Genomic DNA, 17,496 nt, shown 5'->3' with positions numbered 1-17,496 from the left:
CCGGCGACGCGTTCGCCCTCCGAACGGATGGGCCGTCATGTGCTGGCGAGGCTGGTGAAGCCGGCGAGCAGCTTCACGAGGTCCGCGTGCCGTCGGCTGCCGGTCTTTTCGTACAGCCGGCGCAGGTGGAACTTCACCGTCGTCTCGCTGACACCAAGCGCCTCGGCGACCTCCGGCGCGCCGCCGATCTCGACGATGGCAAGCAGCACCCGCAACTCGGCCGGCGTCAGTCCATAGGCGCGGATCAGCGCTTCGGGCGCCGTTTCGATGTGCAGTTCGGCGCGCTGCACGAACAGCGCTGCCACGGCAGCGGTGCTGGTGCGAACCTGGCGGCGAAAGCCCGAGCTCAGCGGCAGCACATGGGCGACCAGTGCCTCCCCGCCAGGGCCGGTGAGCGGCAGGGCGATGCCGCGCTCGCCGAGCAGTGCGTCGCCTCCCTCGTCGAACGACGCCGCGTCGCGCAGGCACTGTTCCAGCGCTGCATCGGTGGTGACCAGCCGGCCGGCAGCGACGCGCAACGGCCCGCCCGGTGCGAGCAGGCCGTGGCCGGCTGCATTGGCATGAACCAGCGCGCCGTTGGCGCCAACCAGGAACATGCCGGCCCGAATGGTGTCGAGCGAGCTCGCCAGCACCTCGGCGCGCGCCGAGTGCTGTTCCATCGCCCGGCCGATCAGCGCCGCGCGGCGGATATGCGGCACCACGAGCTGCATGCGGTGGCGCGTCGCCTCATCGACGATGCCGTCGCGCTCATGGCGGAACACCCCGAACATCGAGGCCGAGGTCCCGGAGCGGTCGAGAACGGTGCTGACGAAATCCACCAGCTGCTGCGGCTGCACCCACTCGCGATAGAAGCGCGACTGCTGGAACTCGGCGTGCGGCATGATGTCGATGGTGGAGACCAGCTCGCCGATCTCGGTGAAGAAGTGTCGCGTCGTGGCGGGGTCGAGCTGCACGTAGCGCTCGAAGTAGGCCGTGCGATAGGCCAGCGACAGGCCACCGTCGTCATAGAGCACGCCGCCTGAACGACTGGTGGGGTCCTTGCTGTAGATGGCGGCGGAACAGCCGCCGACAAACCGCGCTGTTTCCCGCAAGGCATCAGGCCAGAAGCCCGGATCGATGGCTGCGTCGTAGATCTTGCCGACCAGCCCGGAGAGGGCCTCAGACTCGTTCACTGTGGTATTCCGCCTGGACGCCCCCGGCGCCGAGACCTTAGGTCGGGTCGGGAGCGTTTGGCAAGAGTCGTATTATGACTGCCGAATACCCAGCGCGCGATCGCGGTCGCGGATGCGGCTGCGGGCCTGCTTGGGCCACAGCTGGTAGGCATCGCCGCCGCCTTCCAGCGTGTGGCGCGCATGCACCGGCCAGTTGGGGTCTTCGAGCGCGGTACGCGCAAAAGCCACGAGATCCGCCTCGCCCTCGTTGAGGATGCGCTCGGCATCATTCGCGTCATCGATGAGCCCGACTGCGATCGTCGGGACACCGGCGGCGCGGATCGCCTTGGATAGTTCCACCTGATAGAGCGGCGCCGCCTTCAGCGAATAGCCGTCGAAGCCGCCTGACGAGCAGTGGATCATATCGACGCCCAGCGCCTGCATCTCGCGCGACAAGACGATCGAGTCCTCGATGCCCCAGCCACCGGGGCTGCCATCGGTCACCGACAGCCGCACGATCAGCGGCTTGTCCTCGGGCCAGGCGGCGCGGACCGCCTCGGTTACCTCAAGGGCGAAACGCATGCGGTTCTCGCGGCTGCCGCCATATTCGTCGGTGCGGTGGTTAGCGAGCGGCGACAGGAACTGGCTGATCAGGTAGCCATGCGCGCCGTGGATCTCGACCGTATCGAAGCCGGCCTGGTCAGCCCGGCGGCCGGCATCGGCAAAGCTCTGCACGACCCGCTGGATCCCCGCCTTGTCGAGCGCCACCGGCATCTGGAAATTGGGATTGTCGGAATGGCGTTCGGCGCTGGGGGCTTCGGGCACCCAGGTCTCGTAGGCGTAGTCGCGCTTGTCGGCTTCGGTTTCATCAAAGCCGCGGCGCCATGCGATCGGCGTCGCCGCCTTGCGGCCGGCATGGCCGAGCTGGATACCGGTCGCCGCGCCTTCGGCTTTCAGAAACTCGACGATGTGCTTGAGCGGCGCGATCTGCTCGTCGTTCCACAACCCGAGGTCGCCATACGAGATGCGTGCCTCGGGCGTGACACCGGTCGCCTCGAGGATGACGAGGCCGAAGCCGCCGAGCGCAAAGCGCCCCAGATGCACGAAGTGCCAGTCATTGGCGAGACCGTGCTGGGCCGAATACTGGCACATCGGTGCGATGACCGTGCGATTGCGCATGGTCAGGCCACGCAGTGTGAACGGCGAGAAAAGCTGGGACATATGGGAGGTTTGCTGCACTGGGTTGAAGTCGGCCGCACCATGCACCGGTCGGCATCCATCGGCAAGTGCCGATGAAGTGATCGGACAGCGCGCCCACGCGGCCGTGTCAGCCGGACCGGAGCCCGGCCTCGAAGGCAAATAACGGGATCGTGCTAGTCGGTAACGGTGTACTCGGTGATGCCGTTGGCGGCCACACTGAGGCGCTGGCGGGCTTCGCCATAGCCAACCGAGCCAGCATCGACATCCCAGCAGCCCGCCGAAACAGTGAAGCTGTAGCTCTGCCCGGACCCGAGGGCGACGGTGTCGGGCAGCCGGTCGAGCCCGTAGGTCGAGGCGCCGCACTCGGAAATCAGGATGACGTCGATCACCCGGCTAGTGCCGTTGACCACGGTGATCGTCCCGGTGGGCTCACCCGGGCGGATCAACTCGCCGCCGGTGATCCAGGCGTCACCGCTGCAGCCGGCCAGCAACATAAGACATGCCGCCGATGCGGCTGTACGAAATACAGAAGTCATCTTGTCCCCCCAATGACGAGAGGACGTGCCGCATCGTCTCCCCCGAGACAATTGCTAGCAGAGCAACGAGGGCAGTCAATCGGTCTGCTTGCGGCCTGCGGGCAGGGGGAGGGAAAGCTCAGGCTGCCTGCGGCCGCTGGTGGCCCGATACTTCGGCGCCGGCGTTTCGCTCGAGCGTCAGCAGCTGCAGCGCACAGACGATGATGACGAGGCCCATCACCAGATAGGCAATCTGGAAGTCGATCACCCCGAGCGTCGGCGCGCCGCGCCACATCTGGCTGAGGTTGAGGCAGCCGGCGGCGACGGCGACGCCGAACACCATCGAGAGCTGTTGCGACATACTCGAGATGGTGGTGGCGGAGCTGCGCTGTTTGGCATCCACGTCGGCGAAGGCCAGCGTCGCCAGCGCCGTGAACTGCATCGAGCGGGTGGCGCCGGCGATGAACAGCACGGCAGCCGTCAGCAGATACGGCGTCTGTGGCCCGAGCAGGCCACAGGCCGCGACCGAGACGCCGGCCAGTACGCCATTGACCGTCAGGATGCTGCGGAAGCCGAAGCGGCGCAGCGTCGGGGTGGTCACCGCCTTGATGGCGAGATTGCCGAAGAAATAGATCACCACCAGCCCGCCGGCGCTCAGGGCATCCATGCCATAGGCGACCTGGAACATCAGTGGCAGCAGGAACGGCGTGGCGTTGATCGCGGTCCTCAAGATCGCGCCGGCCTTGGCGTCGGTAGCGGCGAAGGTGCGGATGCCGAGCGTCCGCAAATCGATCAGCGGATGGTCGGCGCGCAGCAGCCAGAACACCGCGCCCGTGCCGACGGCCAGGCCAATGGCGATCAGCAGTGCCGACAGCCACACCGGCAGCCCGCCCTGCACCAGCGCGTCAAAGCCGTAGAGCAGGCAGCCCAGCGTAATACCGGTCAGGACGAAGCCGATACCGTCGAACGGCCGCTCTGCGAACTCGGTGTCTTTCGGCACGATCGCCAGCACCAGCGCTATGCCGATGATGCCGAGCGGGATGTTGATCCAGAAATTCCAGTGCCAGGAAATGTACTCGGTGATGAAGCCGCCGAGCGCTGGACCGAGCACCGGGGCAAACAGCGCCGGCCAGATGGTGAGCCCGATGGCCGAGACGATCTCGGATTTCTGCGCGGTCCTCAGCACGATGATGCGTCCCACCGGGAACAGCACCGAGCTGCTGGCGCCCTGCAGCGCCCGGGCAATGGCGAACTGGCCCAGATCCTCTGCCATGCCGCATGCGATCGAGGTGAGCGTAAACAGCGCGATCGCCACGACGAAGACGCGCCGTGCTCCGAACCGGTCGGAGAGCCAGGCTGCAGCGGGAATACAGACCGCCACCGCCAGCATGTAGATGGTGACGCCGAGGCTCATCTCGAGCGTCCCGACGTTGAAATCCTGCGCCATGCGGGGCAGGGCAGTGACGATGATCACCCCGTCCAGGAACTGCATGAACAGCGTGGCGGCGACCACGAGGGCGACGTTGCGGGCGTGTGGGCTGAGCGGTGTGGACATGGCGAGGATGCAAATGACTAGTATGGTACCAATACATCATTCACCGGCCACGCCTATCGGCGAATAGGATGAGGCGGAGGATTTTCGGGCGACGTGTCGCGGGTGCACACATCAGCCCGACTGACAGAGACGGCCCTCCCCCATGAAGGGGGAGGTGCCCCGCCGGTGTGCTTAGGACGATCGAAGACACAGCCTCGACTCTTCACCTCCCCCTTCATGGGGGAGGTTGGGAGGGGGCCGTCTGCTTCAGTCTGCAACTACCCCTTCACCGCGCCCGCCGTCATCCCCGCCACGATCTGGCGGTTGAAGAACAGGTAGACGATCAGCGGCGGGATGGTGATCAGCAGGATGTTCATGAAGAGCAGGTGCAGCGAGGTGTTGAACTGCCCCTGGAAGTTGAACAGCGTCAGCTGCACCGTGACGTTCTGCTTGCCCGGCAGGTAGTAGAGCGGGTTGGTGAAATCGTTGAAGATGGCGACCGACTGCACCACGATCACCGTCACCACCACCGGTTTGAGCAGCGGCAGCACGACCTGGAAGAACAGCCGCAGCGGTCCGGCGCCGTCGATGATCGCCGCCTCGTCGAGCTCGCGCGGGATGGTCGCAACGAAGGCGCGGAAGAGCAGGATCGTAAAGCTCAACCCATAGGCGACTTCGATCAGGATCATTCCGTGCATGGTCTTGAACATGCCGACCGACTGCAGCACCCAGATCGTCGGCACCACCGCCGGCGGGATGATCAGCCCGGCCAGCACCAGGAAATTGACGATCGGCGTCCAGCGCGACGGCCGGCGTTGCAGCACGAAGCCGACCATGGCGCCGAACACCACCAGCAGCGTGACGCTCACCACGGTGAGGATGATCGAGTTGATGAACGCCGTGACCAGCATGTAGTCCTGCGTCCTCAGCACCTCCATCAGGTTATCCCAGAAGTGCCAGCTGGTCGGCCAGTCGAACGAGCGGGTCGCCGCCTGCCGCCGGTCCTTGACCGCGGTCAGGATGATGAAGGCGAACGGCACGAGGAAAACCACGATCGACGCAGCGATCGCGATGCCGCCGAGAATGTAACGCTGGGCGTGTCTCACCGGTCGGTCTCCTGGCGATTGAGCAGCATGGAGAGCGGCACGATGATCAGTGCGACCATGATGAACAGCACGACATTGCCGGCGGTGGAGAGGCCATAGAAGCCGGCCTGGTACTGCTTATAGATCACCGACGCGATAACGTCGGAGGTGAAGCCGGGACCGCCCTTGGTCATCGCCCAGATCATGTCGAAGGAGCGCAGGCCCCCGATGAAGCTGAGGATGATCACTGTCGCAGTGGCCGGATGCACCAGCGGCAGGGTCACAGTCCAGAACCGCTGCCACGGCGTGGCGCCGTCGATCTTGGCGGCTTCATAATATTCGAGCGGGATCGAGACGATGCCGGCGATGTAGATCACCGTGGCGAGCCCGACGCCCTTCCACACATCGACCAGTGCGACCGAGTAGAGTGCAAAGCGCGGATCGGTGAGCCAGCCCGGCCCCTTGATGCCGATCGAAGCCAGCGTCTCGTTGATCAGCCCCTGGGTCGGGTGCATCATGGCGGTGAAGGTGATGCCGACGCCGACGGTCGAGACCAGCACCGGGAAGAACACCACGGCGCGGAGGTACCCGCGGCCGAAAATGTCGGAGGTGAGCAGCAGCGCCAGCAGCATGCCGAGCACCACTTTCAGCCCCGAGGTGACGACGCCATAGATCAGCGTGTTGACGAGGCCCTGGAACAGGAAGGGCTCGCGGAAGAACTGGGCGAAATTTTCGAGCCCGATAAAGTCGGCCTTCTGCAGCGTCCACCGGGTCAGGCTGAAGAACAGCGACGCAAAGGTGGGCAGCATGAACAGCACGGCGAAGATGATGGCCGCCGGAAGGTAGAACCAGCTCGGATAGAGCCCCGCCGTGCGCGACTTGCGGCGCGGGTTTGCAATGGGCACCGAGCCCTCAGCGACCGCAACTGCCATACCTGTCCTCCTCCAAGTCCAAGGTGTTGGCGTCCGGCCGGTGAGGCCGGACGCCAAGTTTCACACGCGACTGGCGCGATTACCAGCCGGGCAGGCCGAGCTGCTGGGCCTGCTTCTTGACGTCTTCGTCGTAGAGCGCGGCGCCGTCAGCGGCCGAACGGATGCCCGAACCGACTTCCACGGTGATCTGCTCGAGCGCCGGGCCCTTGATCGGCGACAGGTACTCGAGGGCAGGGGCGCTGTGGCCGCCTTCCTGGAAGTAGGGCAGCAGGTCGGAGACCACCGGCGGCACGTCGGCCGGCAGGGTGCAGTCCTTCACCAGGTAGGGACCGGTCGCGCCGGCGGACTGGGTCTGGACATCGCAGCCCTCGATCGAGGCGACGAAGGCGACGAACGCCTTGGCCTCGTCCGGGTGCTTCGAGGTCTTGGGGATATAGAGACCGGCCGGCATCCAGGTGGTGAGGCCATTGCTGGCTGCGTCATCGCCGGGAATGGCGAAGAAGCCGACATCGTTGATGTGCTCGGGCGCCAGTTCCTTGATGTTGGAGACGGCGAACGACAGCATCGGGTAATGCGCGCCTTCGCCGGTGGCGATCTTGGTGACGCCGTCAGGGAAGGTGGCGGCGGCGAAGTCCTCGTTGAGGTAGCCGGCCTTGAACACCTCTTCCTGGCGCTCAAAACCCTTCATGGCGGCGGGCGTCGTGGCGTACTTGGCCTTGCCGGCGGTATAGTCGGCGGCGAAAGTCGGAACCGCTGCCTGCACGTTGTAGAAGTCGCCGAGGACGAACAGCTGCGACGTCCAGGTCTCGCCGAACGTCTGGATCACCGCGGTCTTGCCGGCCGCCTTGATCTTCTCGTTATTGGCCATGAACTCCGCCCATGACTTCGGTACGCTCAGGCCCAGCTCCTTGTAGATCGGGATGTTGTAGAGCATGCCGCCGCCCATCGCGGTGCCGATCGGCGCGCCATAGACGCGGCCATCGGTGCCGGTGACGGTGGCCTTGAAGCTGTCGATGACATTGGCCTGGAACGGCTCATCGGTGACATCGACGAGGTTCTGCACCGGGTTGATCGCCTGGAACAGCGAGCCGGCATTGTAGAGAAACACGTCGCTCATCTCGCCGGTGGCGAGGCGGGTCTTGATCAGGTTGTCGCCATCGGCGCCGCCCGGGCGGCTTTCAGTCTCGATGTCGATATTGGGGTTCTTGGCCTCGAAGGCGGCGGCCAGGGCCTCGGCCATGGCGACCGTCGACGGCGCGTTGTCGAACAGGAAGGTCACTTTGACCTTGTCCTGCGCGCTTGCGGCGCCCGCCATGATCACGACGATGCCGGTGGTTGCCAGCGCCGCACGCGTCAGATTGCGCATCAGCATTGATAGTTCCTCCCTTGTGGCCGCCATGGGTCCTCCGGCGGCCGGTTGCAGTTCTTCCAGTCCTTTCGGCTCCTCTGCCGTCAGGGCTTGCTGATCCGGAACGTCACCTTGTGCTTTCCGGGCGCCAGCAGGCTGCGCGCTTTTCCGTCCGTGCCGCGCTCGCTGACGGCGATGCCGTCGACACTGGCGTCGGTGTAGTCGGCGGCGAGGACGAGCGTGCCGCTCGCGCCCTCGGGCACCGTGAGATTGTAGGTCACCTTGCCGCCATCGACCTTCCAGCCGGCCTCGATCCGGCCGGCGGCCGAGTCATGGTTGGCGGCGACCGGCGACAGCGCCGGGATGATCGTCGGCTCGAAGAAGATGTGCTTGAACGCCGGCAGCGCCGGATCGGGGCGGAAACCCGCGACGCCTTCGAGCAGCCACTGGCACACTGCGCCATAGGCATAGTGGTTGTAGCTGTTCATCTGCGGATCGAACGCCACGCCGTCCTCGTTGAGCGCGTTCCAGCGCTCCCAGATCGTCGTGGCGCCCATCTTCACCTGGAACAGCCAGCCGGGCAGGCCTTCCTGGAGGAACACCGAGCCGGCGAGCTCGGACTCGCCGATCTTGACCAGCGCCGGCAGCAGCGCCGGGGTGCCGATGAAGCCGGTGCCGATGCGGCCATGGGCGCGCGCCACCGTCTCCTTGAAGTAGCCCTTGGCCGCTTCGTAGTGCTCGGGCGGGATCAGGTCCCACAAAAACCCTAGCGCATAGGAGGTCTGGTCGTTGTAGCCGATACGGCCGGCGGCGGTCATGAACTCCCGCTGGAAAGCCTTCTTTACTTCGGCAGCGCGGTCGTTGAGGCGCTTGGCCTGCGCCTGGTCGCCAACCACTTCGGCGGTTTTGGCAGCGAGGTGCGAGGAGATGTAGAGGTAGATCGTCGCCGCGGCGTCGTCGCCGATAGTCGGGTAGGGCTTGGCGAAATCGCCCTGCGGCTGCAGCCAGTCACCGAAGGTGAAGCCGCGCCCGCCCCAGCCGGCCGGCGGGCGAACGATCGGGCCATCGCTGATCGACCAGACGAAATCGTTCCACTTGACCATCGCCGGCAGCGCTTCCTCGAGGATCGCGCGGTCGCCATAGTGGTTGTAGAGCGTCCACGGGATGACGGCGATCGCATCGCCCCAGCCGGTCGAGCCGTAAAAGCCCGGCACCACGTCCTCATGGTTGCGCGTCGGATCCGGCACCACATGCGGGATGGCGCCATCCGGCCGCTGGTCGGCGATCAGATCGCGGACATACTTCACTAGCATGCCGTGGCTCTCGTGCAGGTAGCAGGCGGTGGGCGCGAACACCTGCGCATCGCCGGTCCAGCCCAGCCGCTCGTCGCGCTGCGGGCAATCGGTCGGCACCTCGATGAAGTTCGAGCGCTGCGACCAGACGGTATTCTCGACCAGCCGGTTGACCAGCGGGTTGGCCGAGCTGAAGTTCGCCGTGCGGGTGACCGCCGAGCTGATCGGGATCATCTCGATCTTGCTGATCGTCGCCTTGCCCTCGATGGCGACGCGGGCGAAGCGGAAGCCGAAGAAACTGAAGGTCGGGCGATAGCTCTCCGGCGCGCCGCCCTTCAGCACGTATTCGACGCGGGCTTCGGCCGAGCGCATGCTTTCGCGGTCGAACTCGCCGAGATGGTTGGTGAGTTCGGCATGCTCGATGGTGATTTTGGCGCCGGCTTCGCCCTCGACGGTGAAGGCGACGTAGCCGCCGGCGTTCTGGCCGAAATCGTAGACCGTGCGCCCCTGAGCATCGGCGAAGGATTTGACCACCGGCAGGGCCGGCAGTTCGTGCACACCGGCCGTCTCGGCCGGTAGCAGCGTCGATTTGTCGAACCCGCTGAGCACGTTGGCGCCACCACTTGCCGGCGCATTCTCGGCCCGGGCGTCGTAATTCTCGCCATAGTAGATGCCGGATTTCATCACCGGCGCGAGGCCGCTCTGCCAGGTGCTGTCGGTGCCGACGATGAGCTCGCCATTGGCGCCGCGCAGCTCGGCAATGGCGCCGATCTTGTCGCCCCAGGTGTTGAACAGCTGGTTGCGCGGCCACATCATCCGCGAGCGGTACCAGCCATCGCCCAGCCAGATGTCGATGGTGTTGTCGCCGTCCTTGAGCAGGGCGCTGACATCGTAAGTCTGGAAGCTGAGGCGGTCCCAGTAGCTGGTCCAGCCCGGCGTCAGCAGGTCGCCGCCGACGCGCTTGCCGTTGATGAACGCCCGGTAGAGGCCGAGAGCGCTGATCCTCAGCGTCCCGGCCCCGCCGCGGGAGGAGAGGTTGAAAGTCTTGCGCAGGAACGACGACTGCGTGCCGACGCCCTGATCGACGCTGGGGTGGATCATTTCGGCGACCCAGGCGCCTTGGCTGGATACGGCTTCACCTGCCCGGATGAGCATCGTCTCGTTCAATTTTGCATCCTCCCAAGGGACCTGTTGCGGTCCATCCGGCGCCGCTGGCTGCCGATCAACGTGTGACGTTCTACGTATACCGTTCTACACGATCAGTTCAAGCAGGATTCGCGCAAGAACCGCCAAATCGACGCAGTAGCCGCCAAATGCCCTCAAGAACCGCCAAAATCGCTCACGTTGTGTTGTGGAAAGCGGGTTGCAGAGCGCCTTCAGGAAAAGTTGCAGACTTTTCCGGTTCGATGGCGCGTCAAATCAAGGACTTGGGGATTTCGCCGTTTCAATGAAACGGTGAAATGTCCTAGAAGAGGGGCCGGTTCGGGGGGAACTGTGGCGCCAGCAAGCAAAACCAGCCGCGTGACGATCAAGACGGTTGCGGCCGACGCCGGCGTGTCGGTGGCGGCTGTGTCGAAGGTGCTGCGCGACGCCTATGGCGTGAGCGATGCGCTGCGTGCCCGGGTGCAGGCTTCGATGGAGAAGCTGAACTACCGGCCGCATGCCGGCGCGCGCGCCATGCGCGGGCGCACCTACACGCTGGGCATCCTCTTGCCCGATATGCGCAACCCCTTCTTCGCCGATATCCTTGCCGGGGTGAACGAGGCGCTCGACCGCACCCAGTATCAGACCATGATCGGCGTCAGCCGCTCCGCCGAGACCATCGAGATGTCGCTGATCGACTCGATGATCGATCGGCAGATGGATGGGCTGATCATGATCGGGCCTCGCATGCCGCCGGAAACAGCGGAGGCGGTGTCGAGCCGCATCCCGACGGCGGTGGTCGGCTATCACGTGCCGCAACTGGCGACGCTCGATACGGCCAACAACGACGACGTTGCCGGCGCCGCTCAGGTGGTGCGCCACCTCGCGGCCAACGGCTATCGCCGCATCACCATGGTGACGCTGGCCGTCCCCACCAAGAATGTCGTGGTCACGGTGCAGCGTGAGCGCGGCTATCGCGAGGCGATGAAGGAACGTGGGCTGGCCCAGCACATCAACATCGTGCCGGCCGACCAGACGGCGCGCGAGGTACAGACGGTTGTGCGGCACCTGCTCGAATCCCGGCATCGGCCAGAGGCACTGTTCTGCTGGACCGACATGGTAGCGCTGCATGCGCTGAGCGTCGCCAAGGACCTGGGCCTCTCGGTACCCGGCGACCTCGCCATCGTCGGCTACGACAACACCATCTATTGCGATCTGGCGCAGAACAGCCTCACCAGCGTCGACCAGTCCGGCCAGGTGCTCGGGCTACAGGCGGCGCGCCTGTTGATCGAGCGGATCGACGGAAGGCAGCAGGGCGATCATTTCGTCGTCTCGCCGCGGCTGGTGGTACGCGGCAGTTCGCGTCCTCGCCCTTCGTAGAGCTTTCCACCGCCTACCATTCCAGTCAAACATTGCGCGCCAACCGGACCAGATAGAGATCATGCCCTTTTTCGACCTGCCGCAGTCCCAGCTCGACAGCTACCGTTCGAGCGCCGTCGCTCCCGCCGATTTCGACAGCTTCTGGGCGGAGACCCTCGAGCACTCGCGCGCCAAACCGCTGGAGGCTGTATTCGAGCCGGTCGATACCGGGCTGAAACTGTTCGACGTCGCCGATGTCACCTTTTCCGGCTTCGGCGGTGACAAGGTGCGCGGCTGGTACATCAGGCCGGCCGGCGTCGCGCCGCGCGGCACCGTGGTGAAGTTCATCGGCTATGGCGGCGGTCGCGGCCTGCCGCAGGAGCATCTGCTGTGGCCGGCCACCGGTCGCGCCGTGCTGGTGATGGATACGCGCGGGCAGGGAAGTTCCTGGTCGCGCGGCGATACCCCGGACCCGGCCGGCTCGTTCCCGGCGCACCCCGGCTTCATGACCCGCGGCATCAACGACCCGCGGGATTACTATTATCGCCGCGTCTACACCGACGGCGTGCGCGCCGTTGAGGCGGCGCTCGGCCGCGCCGAAACCGATCCGAACAAGCTCGCGGTGGTTGGCGGCAGCCAGGGTGGCGGCATCTCGATCGCCGTTGCCGGGCTCGAGCCGCGGGTGAGGGCCGCGATGCCGGACGTGCCGTTCCTCTGCGATTTCCCGCGCGCCGTCGGCCTCACCACCCGTGACCCCTATGGCGAAATCGTCCGCTTCCTCGCCACCCATCGCGAGAAGGCGGCTGCCGCCTACAGCACCATCAACTATTTCGATGGCGTGCATTTCTCGGCGCGCTCCAAGGCGGCGGCGCTGTTCTCGGTGGCGTTGATGGACGACGTCTGCCCGCCCTCGACCGTCTATGGCGCCTTCAACGCCTGGGCCGGTCCCAAGACCATCGAGAGCTACACCTTCAACAATCACGAGGGTGGCGGCACCTGGCAGGAGCGGCGGCAGGTCGCCTGGCTCGACGAGACCCTGCCGTGACCACGCTGGCGCTGGCCTACGCCGACCGCGACGGGGCCAGCGCCCGCCGCCGATGGGCGCTGTCGCGCATCCTGATCTACGCAGTGCTGGCGCTGTTCGGGCTGATCTATGCGCTGCCGGCGCTGCTGGTCCTCTCCAACTCGTTCCGCGACGGCGAGGAGGTGTTCCGCAACGGCATCATCGCCATTCCGGAGAGCTTCTCATTCGACAACTACCTGCGCGCTTGGAACGATGCCTGCGTCAGCGGCATGTGCCGGGGGCTGGGGCCGAACTTCCTCAACTCGCTGATCATCACCGTGCCGGCGACCATCGCCACCGCCATTATCGGGGCGCTCAACGGCTATGTGCTGAGCAAGTGGAAGTTCCCCGGCTCGGAGTTCATCTTCGTGATGATCCTTCTCGGCATCTTCCTGCCCAGCCAGATCGCGCTGCTGCCCTGGGCCTGGATCATCGGGAAGCTCGGCCTGCAGAACAATGTGCTGGGCCTCTTACTCATCCACACGGTGATGGGCATCTCGTTCGCCACCCTGTTCTTCCGCAACTTCTACGCCAGCGTTCCCAACGAGATCGTCAAGGCGGCGCAGGTCGATGGCGCCGGGTTCTGGCGCATCTTCGTGCGCGTCATGCTGCCGCTCTCGGGGCCGATCGCTGCGGTGACGGTGATCTGGCAGTTCACCCAGATCTGGAACGAGTACCTCTACGGCATGGTGTTTACTTCCGGCGCGCAGCAGCCGATCACCGTGGCGATCATGGGGGTGCGCGCCGGCGGCTCGGCGGCCACGGTGATGATGGCGATCGTGCCGCCGCTGCTGGTGTATCTGATCGGCGGCAAGTATTTTGTGCGCGGACTCACCCAAGGGGCACTGAAGTAGGCATGACGACCAGGAACTACGTGATCGACGAGATGATCTCGGCCAAGGCGATCGCGGCTCGGGTGGAGGCGCTCGCCAAGGAAATCTCGAACCACTATGCCGGCACCGACAAGCTGGTGGTGGTGGGGCTGCTGCGCGGCTCGTTCATCTTCATTGCCGACCTGGTGCGTGAGCTCGACCTGCCGGTGGAAGTCGATTTCCTCGAAGTTTCGAGCTACGGCAACTCCACCGAGTCCAGCCGCGAGGTGCGCATTCTCAAGGATCTGCGCGGCGAGATCGAAGGCCGTGACGTGCTGGTGGTCGAGGACATCGTCGACACCGGCTACACGCTCAAGCACGTGCTGGAAATCCTCGCGACCCGCCACCCCAAGCGCATCGAAGTCTGCGCGCTGCTCGACAAGCCGTCGCGGCGCGAGACCAGCGTCAAGGCGCGCTGGATCGGCTTCGAGATCCCCGACAAGTTCGTCGTCGGTTACGGGATCGATTACGCGCAACGCAACCGCAACCTCGATCACATTGGTGCGGTGCGGTTCACCGACTAGCTAAGGCCGAGGGGACCGGCGGAGGAGGGGACATGGATCGCACGCTGCTCGCGGCGGTGGTCGACCGCATCATGCCGGCCGACCGGGATGGCGGGGCCGTTGCCTTCGGCGCGCTCGACTACCTCGATGGCATCCTTCCCGCCCAGCCGAAATTGGGCGCCGCCATCGCCGCCGGCCTCGCGCGGCTGCCTGCCGATTTCGCTGCTCTCCCCGAGGCCGAGCGGGATGCGACGCTCGCCGGCCTCGATGATGCCGGCTGGTTCCGCGAACTCTGCGAACTGGTAGCCGAGGGCGTCTATGCCGATCCCGGCAATGGCGGCAATCCGAATGCTGCCTCTTGGGACATGGTTGGCTACGAGCACCGGCTGCCGGAGGGACCGACCGGTCCCGCCAGACGCGACGGGCAGGCGCCGCAGCCGTTCTCCGGCACGCTCGACTATGATGTGATCATCGTGGGAGCTGGCGCCGGTGGTGGCGTGGCCGCCGGTGTGCTGGCCGAGGCCGGCAAGCACGTGCTGCTGCTCGAGCGTGGGCTCGTGCGCGATTATTCCGACAGCGGCCATCGTGACCACCTGCGCAATCACCGTCTGGCGCTCTACGGCCACAACACCGGTCCGGACCTCGACGGCAACCCGCGGGTGCTGGCGGGGCCGGACGGTGTCGAGCGGGTGCTCCGCCCGCACGAGAACGGCTATCAGAACCTTGCCGCCGCCGTGGGCAGCGGCACGCTGGTCTATGGCGCCCAGGCCTGGCGCTTCCATCGGGCCGACTTCCGCATGGCGAGCCTCTACGGGGTTCCGGAGGGCTCATCCCTCATCGATTGGCCGATCGGTTACGATGATCTCGCGCCCTGGTACGAACGCGCTGAGTGGGAGATCGGCGTCTCCGGCGAGGGCGCCGCCCATAGTCACGAAGGTCTGCGCACGCGCGACTATCCGATGCCGCCGCTACCGGACAGTCCGGCCCGCTCGGTGCTGAGGCGCGGCGCCGCCGCCCTCGGCATCACCACGACCCGCCCGCCGCTTGCCATCAACAGCCAGCCGCGTCACGGCCGCGACGGCTGCATGGGCTGCGGCAGCTGCGTCGGCTTCCCGTGTCCGAGCGACGCCAAGAACGGCACCCAGAACACCATGATCAGGAGAGCGCTCGCCACCGGCCGCTGCCATCTGGTCACCGGCGCCATGGTCCTCCGGGTGGACACCGACAGCGCCGGGGTCGTCACCGGTGTTCGCTTCGCCGACAGCACCGGCGCGGAGCATTCCGTGCGAGGCAAGGCAGTAGTGCTGGCCGGCGGCGCGATCGAGACGGCGCGCCTGCTGCTCAACTCGCCCTCGGCGCGCGAACCGGATGGTCTGGGCAACGAGCACGACCTCGTCGGCCGGAACCTGCAGGGGCACGTCTATGCCGTCGCCTACGGTCAGTTCGACGAGACGGTGCATGCCTCGCGCGGGCCGGGCGTGAGCATCGCCACCACCGCCTACAATCACGGCAACCCCGGCATCGTTGGCGGCGGCATGCTGGCCGACGATTTCGTCCAGCCGCCGATCATCTTCTGGAAGAACGTGCTGCCGCCAGGGCAGCGGCGCTGGGGGCAGGGCGCCAAGGATTTCATGCGCGACCAGTTTCACCGCGTGTTGCGCGTCGCGGGGCCGGTGCACGAGATCCCCAATGCCGAGGCACGGGTGCGGGTTGCTCCCGGGGTACGGGACAAATGGGGGCTGCCGGTGGCGATGCTGTCAGGCGCGGTGCACGCTGAAACCATCCGGACGGCCCATTACATGCACGGCAAGGCGCTCGGCTGGCTTCACGCTTCCGGGGCGCTTGCTACCTGGGGCTTCGCACCCAATCCCGGACTATCGGGTGGCCAGCATCAGGCCGGCACTTGCCGTATGGGAACCGATCCATCCAACTCGGTAACCGATCCCTTTGGTCGTGTCTGGGGACACGACAATCTGTTCGTCTCGGACGGCGGCCTGCACCCGACCAATGGCGGCTTCAACCCGGTGCTGACCATCATGGCGCTGGCCTTCCGCAATGCCGAGCATCTGGCCAGTTCAATGTAGCCGGCCCGGATCGCTCCGGACCGGCTGGACGTCGGTCACCGGCAAACGTAGCGACGTCCGTTGCTGGCCCGATAAGTACCGGTTTCCGGATCGAAGCTGCGGTACTTGCGGCTGCAGTAATCGAGCCAGCGCTCGTACTCGGCGTCATAGCGATCGCGCCTGCTGCGTTCCTTCTCGGCCGAGCCGGCGATGATGGCGCCAATGGTCAGGCCGATAATGCCCGCGCCGATCGCCGCGCCGATATCATCGTCATTGTTCTTTTTGCTGGGGCGGCCCCAGCGGTCCTTCTCGCACCGCTCGCGTTCGCGGCGGTCGAGGAACTGGCTGCAGTCGGCCCAGCGCTGGTCCTCGCTCTGGGCGACGTGAATGCGGTTGCCGGCCGGCGACTGCGCCAGGGCGGGGGAAATCGCGGGCAGGGCAAATGAGGCCGCCATCATGACGGCAGTCAGGGTTCTGGCGAGAGCCATTTTGGTTCCTCGGAGGGCTTTCAGGAAAAGTTGCAGACTTTTCCGGTTCGAAAGCGCGACAAAAGCAGGGACCTGGAGCGGTTCGCCGTTCAATGGAACGGCGAACCGCTCTAGGGGATGGGGAATGGGCGGCCCGGGTGGCCGCGGGCCGCCCTGGGGACCGACGGAACGAGTGACAGATCCGTCGATCCCGATGCGATCTCGTCAGAAGCGGAAGTTGAGCCCCGCCTTGACCGCGTGATTGGTCAGGTCGTCGCTGCGGTGGATGTTGCCGGTAAGGGTCGAGTCGACGTCGTTGAAGCGCGTCTGCGTGTATTCGACCCGCGCCGACAGGCCGTTGCCAAAGCTCTGCTCGAGCCCGGCGCCCCACAGCATGCCACCGACCCACTTGTCGTCGGAGATGACGTTGTTGCCGGCATCGAGCCGCGCCACCCCATAGCCGGCGGTGCCGTAGACCAGCGTGCCGCCAAGGGCGAGACCACCGCGAACCTTGGCGGCGCCGCTCCAGTTCTGCTCCAGCTCGCCGCTGCCGACGCCATAGACGATGCCGCGGGCATAGGTGCCTTCGAGCTCGGCGCCGATCACCGCCGGGCCAAGCTGCATGGTGTAGCCGGCCTGCACGCCGCCCAGCAGGCTCGAGTCCTTGAAGATGTTGAAGTCGGATGCCTTGGGCGCGAGGCCGCCATGGATACCGGCGTAGAAACCGGTCCATTCAGAGGCTGAGGCCGGCGCGTAGGGCTCGCTCCAGCGGCTGTCCTGCGCGTCGGCCGCGGTCGCCGGCAGGACGCCGAGCAGCAGGACGGCAACGAAGCCAGGGGTAGAAAACTTCCAGAACATGGGAACTCCGCGAACAACGGGCCCCGCAACCAGGGAGGTGGCCGCCGGGCAAGTGAGGATGGCCGGCATGCACCTTGCAACCGGACTGCAGAGGTCATTCGGTGACCTCGC

General features: G+C 65.9%; 15 protein-coding genes. 5 read left to right on the top strand and 10 right to left on the bottom strand.

Annotated elements, in window-relative coordinates:
• Window positions 1-35: 35 nt before the first annotated feature.
• From ASC68_RS10320 to ASC68_RS10285, 8 genes are all read right to left on the bottom strand, one after another.
• A complete protein-coding gene (locus ASC68_RS10320; RefSeq protein ID WP_055878418.1) occupies window positions 36-1,172 on the bottom strand; it encodes a LuxR family transcriptional regulator in 1,137 nt (378 codons plus the stop codon).
• A 72-nt stretch (window positions 1,173-1,244) separates the two neighbouring features.
• Window positions 1,245-2,372 (bottom strand): NADH:flavin oxidoreductase/NADH oxidase, encoded by a 1,128-nt coding sequence (locus tag ASC68_RS10315; protein ID WP_055878417.1) that lies wholly within the window; start codon window positions 2,370-2,372, stop codon window positions 1,245-1,247.
• A 152-nt stretch (window positions 2,373-2,524) separates the two neighbouring features.
• Window positions 2,525-2,845, bottom strand: coding sequence for a hypothetical protein (locus ASC68_RS10310; protein ID WP_055878415.1), 321 nt, complete (start codon window positions 2,843-2,845; stop codon window positions 2,525-2,527).
• A 160-nt stretch (window positions 2,846-3,005) separates the two neighbouring features.
• Entirely contained in the window at window positions 3,006-4,421 is a 1,416-nt protein-coding gene (locus ASC68_RS10305; protein ID WP_055878414.1) for an MFS transporter, read from the bottom strand.
• 257 nt (window positions 4,422-4,678) lie between these two features.
• Complete coding sequence (locus tag ASC68_RS10300; protein WP_055878412.1) at window positions 4,679-5,506, bottom strand: carbohydrate ABC transporter permease; 828 nt, start codon at window positions 5,504-5,506, stop codon at window positions 4,679-4,681.
• On the bottom strand, window positions 5,503-6,384 hold the full coding sequence (locus ASC68_RS10295) for a sugar ABC transporter permease (protein ID WP_197421198.1): 882 nt from the start codon (window positions 6,382-6,384) through the stop codon (window positions 5,503-5,505). The genes ASC68_RS10300 and ASC68_RS10295 overlap by 4 nt, the downstream gene beginning before the upstream one ends.
• Before the next feature lie 112 nt (window positions 6,385-6,496).
• The gene (locus ASC68_RS10290) at window positions 6,497-7,783 is read right to left on the bottom strand and encodes an extracellular solute-binding protein (protein ID WP_055879818.1); all 1,287 of its coding nucleotides are present in this window, start codon (window positions 7,781-7,783) and stop codon (window positions 6,497-6,499) included.
• An 86-nt stretch (window positions 7,784-7,869) separates the two neighbouring features.
• Window positions 7,870-10,212, bottom strand: coding sequence for an alpha-L-rhamnosidase (locus ASC68_RS10285; RefSeq protein WP_055879816.1), 2,343 nt, complete (start codon window positions 10,210-10,212; stop codon window positions 7,870-7,872).
• Window positions 10,213-10,578: 366 nt separating this feature from the next.
• On the opposite strand from ASC68_RS10285, the gene ASC68_RS10280 reads away from it, so the two are divergent.
• The 5 genes from ASC68_RS10280 (at window position 10,579) to ASC68_RS10260 (ending at window position 16,081) form a co-directional block, all read left to right on the top strand.
• Entirely contained in the window at window positions 10,579-11,580 is a 1,002-nt protein-coding gene (locus ASC68_RS10280) for a LacI family DNA-binding transcriptional regulator (RefSeq protein ID WP_248310521.1), read from the top strand.
• Between the two features lie 61 nt (window positions 11,581-11,641).
• A complete protein-coding gene (locus ASC68_RS10275) occupies window positions 11,642-12,604 on the top strand; it encodes an acetylxylan esterase (protein WP_055878406.1) in 963 nt (320 codons plus the stop codon).
• Window positions 12,601-13,476, top strand: coding sequence for a carbohydrate ABC transporter permease (locus ASC68_RS10270; protein WP_055878405.1), 876 nt, complete (start codon window positions 12,601-12,603; stop codon window positions 13,474-13,476). Before ASC68_RS10275 ends, ASC68_RS10270 begins: the two co-directional genes overlap by 4 nt.
• A 2-nt stretch (window positions 13,477-13,478) precedes the next feature.
• Entirely contained in the window at window positions 13,479-14,018 is a 540-nt protein-coding gene (hpt, locus tag ASC68_RS10265) for a hypoxanthine phosphoribosyltransferase (RefSeq protein WP_055878403.1), read from the top strand.
• A gap of 32 nt (window positions 14,019-14,050) precedes the next feature.
• Window positions 14,051-16,081 carry a GMC family oxidoreductase gene (locus ASC68_RS10260; protein ID WP_055878401.1) on the top strand — a complete coding sequence of 677 codons (2,031 nt, stop codon included), beginning with the start codon at window positions 14,051-14,053 and terminating at the stop codon, window positions 16,079-16,081.
• A gap of 35 nt (window positions 16,082-16,116) precedes the next feature.
• Here the strand turns inward: ASC68_RS10260 and ASC68_RS10255 are convergent, their stop codons facing one another.
• Complete coding sequence (locus ASC68_RS10255) at window positions 16,117-16,548, bottom strand: BA14K family protein (RefSeq protein WP_055878399.1); 432 nt, start codon at window positions 16,546-16,548, stop codon at window positions 16,117-16,119.
• Window positions 16,549-16,752: 204 nt separating this feature from the next.
• Window positions 16,753-17,385: an outer membrane protein gene (locus tag ASC68_RS10250; RefSeq protein WP_055878397.1), complete on the bottom strand. Its 633-nt coding sequence runs from the start codon at window positions 17,383-17,385 to the stop codon at window positions 16,753-16,755.
• Between the last annotated feature and the right edge of the window lie 111 nt (window positions 17,386-17,496).

The organism is Devosia sp. Root105 (assembly GCF_001424865.1).
In the GTDB taxonomy this organism is placed as follows: Bacteria; Pseudomonadota; Alphaproteobacteria; order Rhizobiales; family Devosiaceae; genus Devosia_A.
The sequence above is the reverse complement of the archived record's forward strand: the minus strand, read 5'-3'. Positions and strand labels throughout refer to the sequence as shown.

What these genes read in the sequence shown, in the direction of transcription:
- ASC68_RS10315 (WP_055878417.1), bottom strand. Translation starts at nt 2,372, where the DNA reads ATGTCCCAGCTTTTCTCGCCGTTCACACTGCGTGGCCTGACCATGCGC.
- ASC68_RS10310 (WP_055878415.1), bottom strand. Translation starts at nt 2,845, where the DNA reads ATGTTGCTGGCCGGCTGCAGCGGTGACGCCTGGATCACCGGCGGCGAG.
- ASC68_RS10305 (WP_055878414.1), bottom strand. Translation starts at nt 4,421, where the DNA reads ATGTCCACACCGCTCAGCCCACACGCCCGCAACGTCGCCCTCGTGGTC.
- ASC68_RS10290 (WP_055879818.1), bottom strand. Translation starts at nt 7,783, where the DNA reads ATGCGCAATCTGACGCGTGCGGCGCTGGCAACCACCGGCATCGTCGTG.
- ASC68_RS10285 (WP_055879816.1), bottom strand. Translation starts at nt 10,212, where the DNA reads ATGCTCATCCGGGCAGGTGAAGCCGTATCCAGCCAAGGCGCCTGGGTC.
- ASC68_RS10275 (WP_055878406.1), top strand. Translation starts at nt 11,642, where the DNA reads ATGCCCTTTTTCGACCTGCCGCAGTCCCAGCTCGACAGCTACCGTTCG.
- hpt (WP_055878403.1), top strand. Translation starts at nt 13,479, where the DNA reads ATGACGACCAGGAACTACGTGATCGACGAGATGATCTCGGCCAAGGCG.
- ASC68_RS10260 (WP_055878401.1), top strand. Translation starts at nt 14,051, where the DNA reads ATGGATCGCACGCTGCTCGCGGCGGTGGTCGACCGCATCATGCCGGCC.
- ASC68_RS10255 (WP_055878399.1), bottom strand. Translation starts at nt 16,548, where the DNA reads ATGGCTCTCGCCAGAACCCTGACTGCCGTCATGATGGCGGCCTCATTT.
- ASC68_RS10250 (WP_055878397.1), bottom strand. Translation starts at nt 17,385, where the DNA reads ATGTTCTGGAAGTTTTCTACCCCTGGCTTCGTTGCCGTCCTGCTGCTC.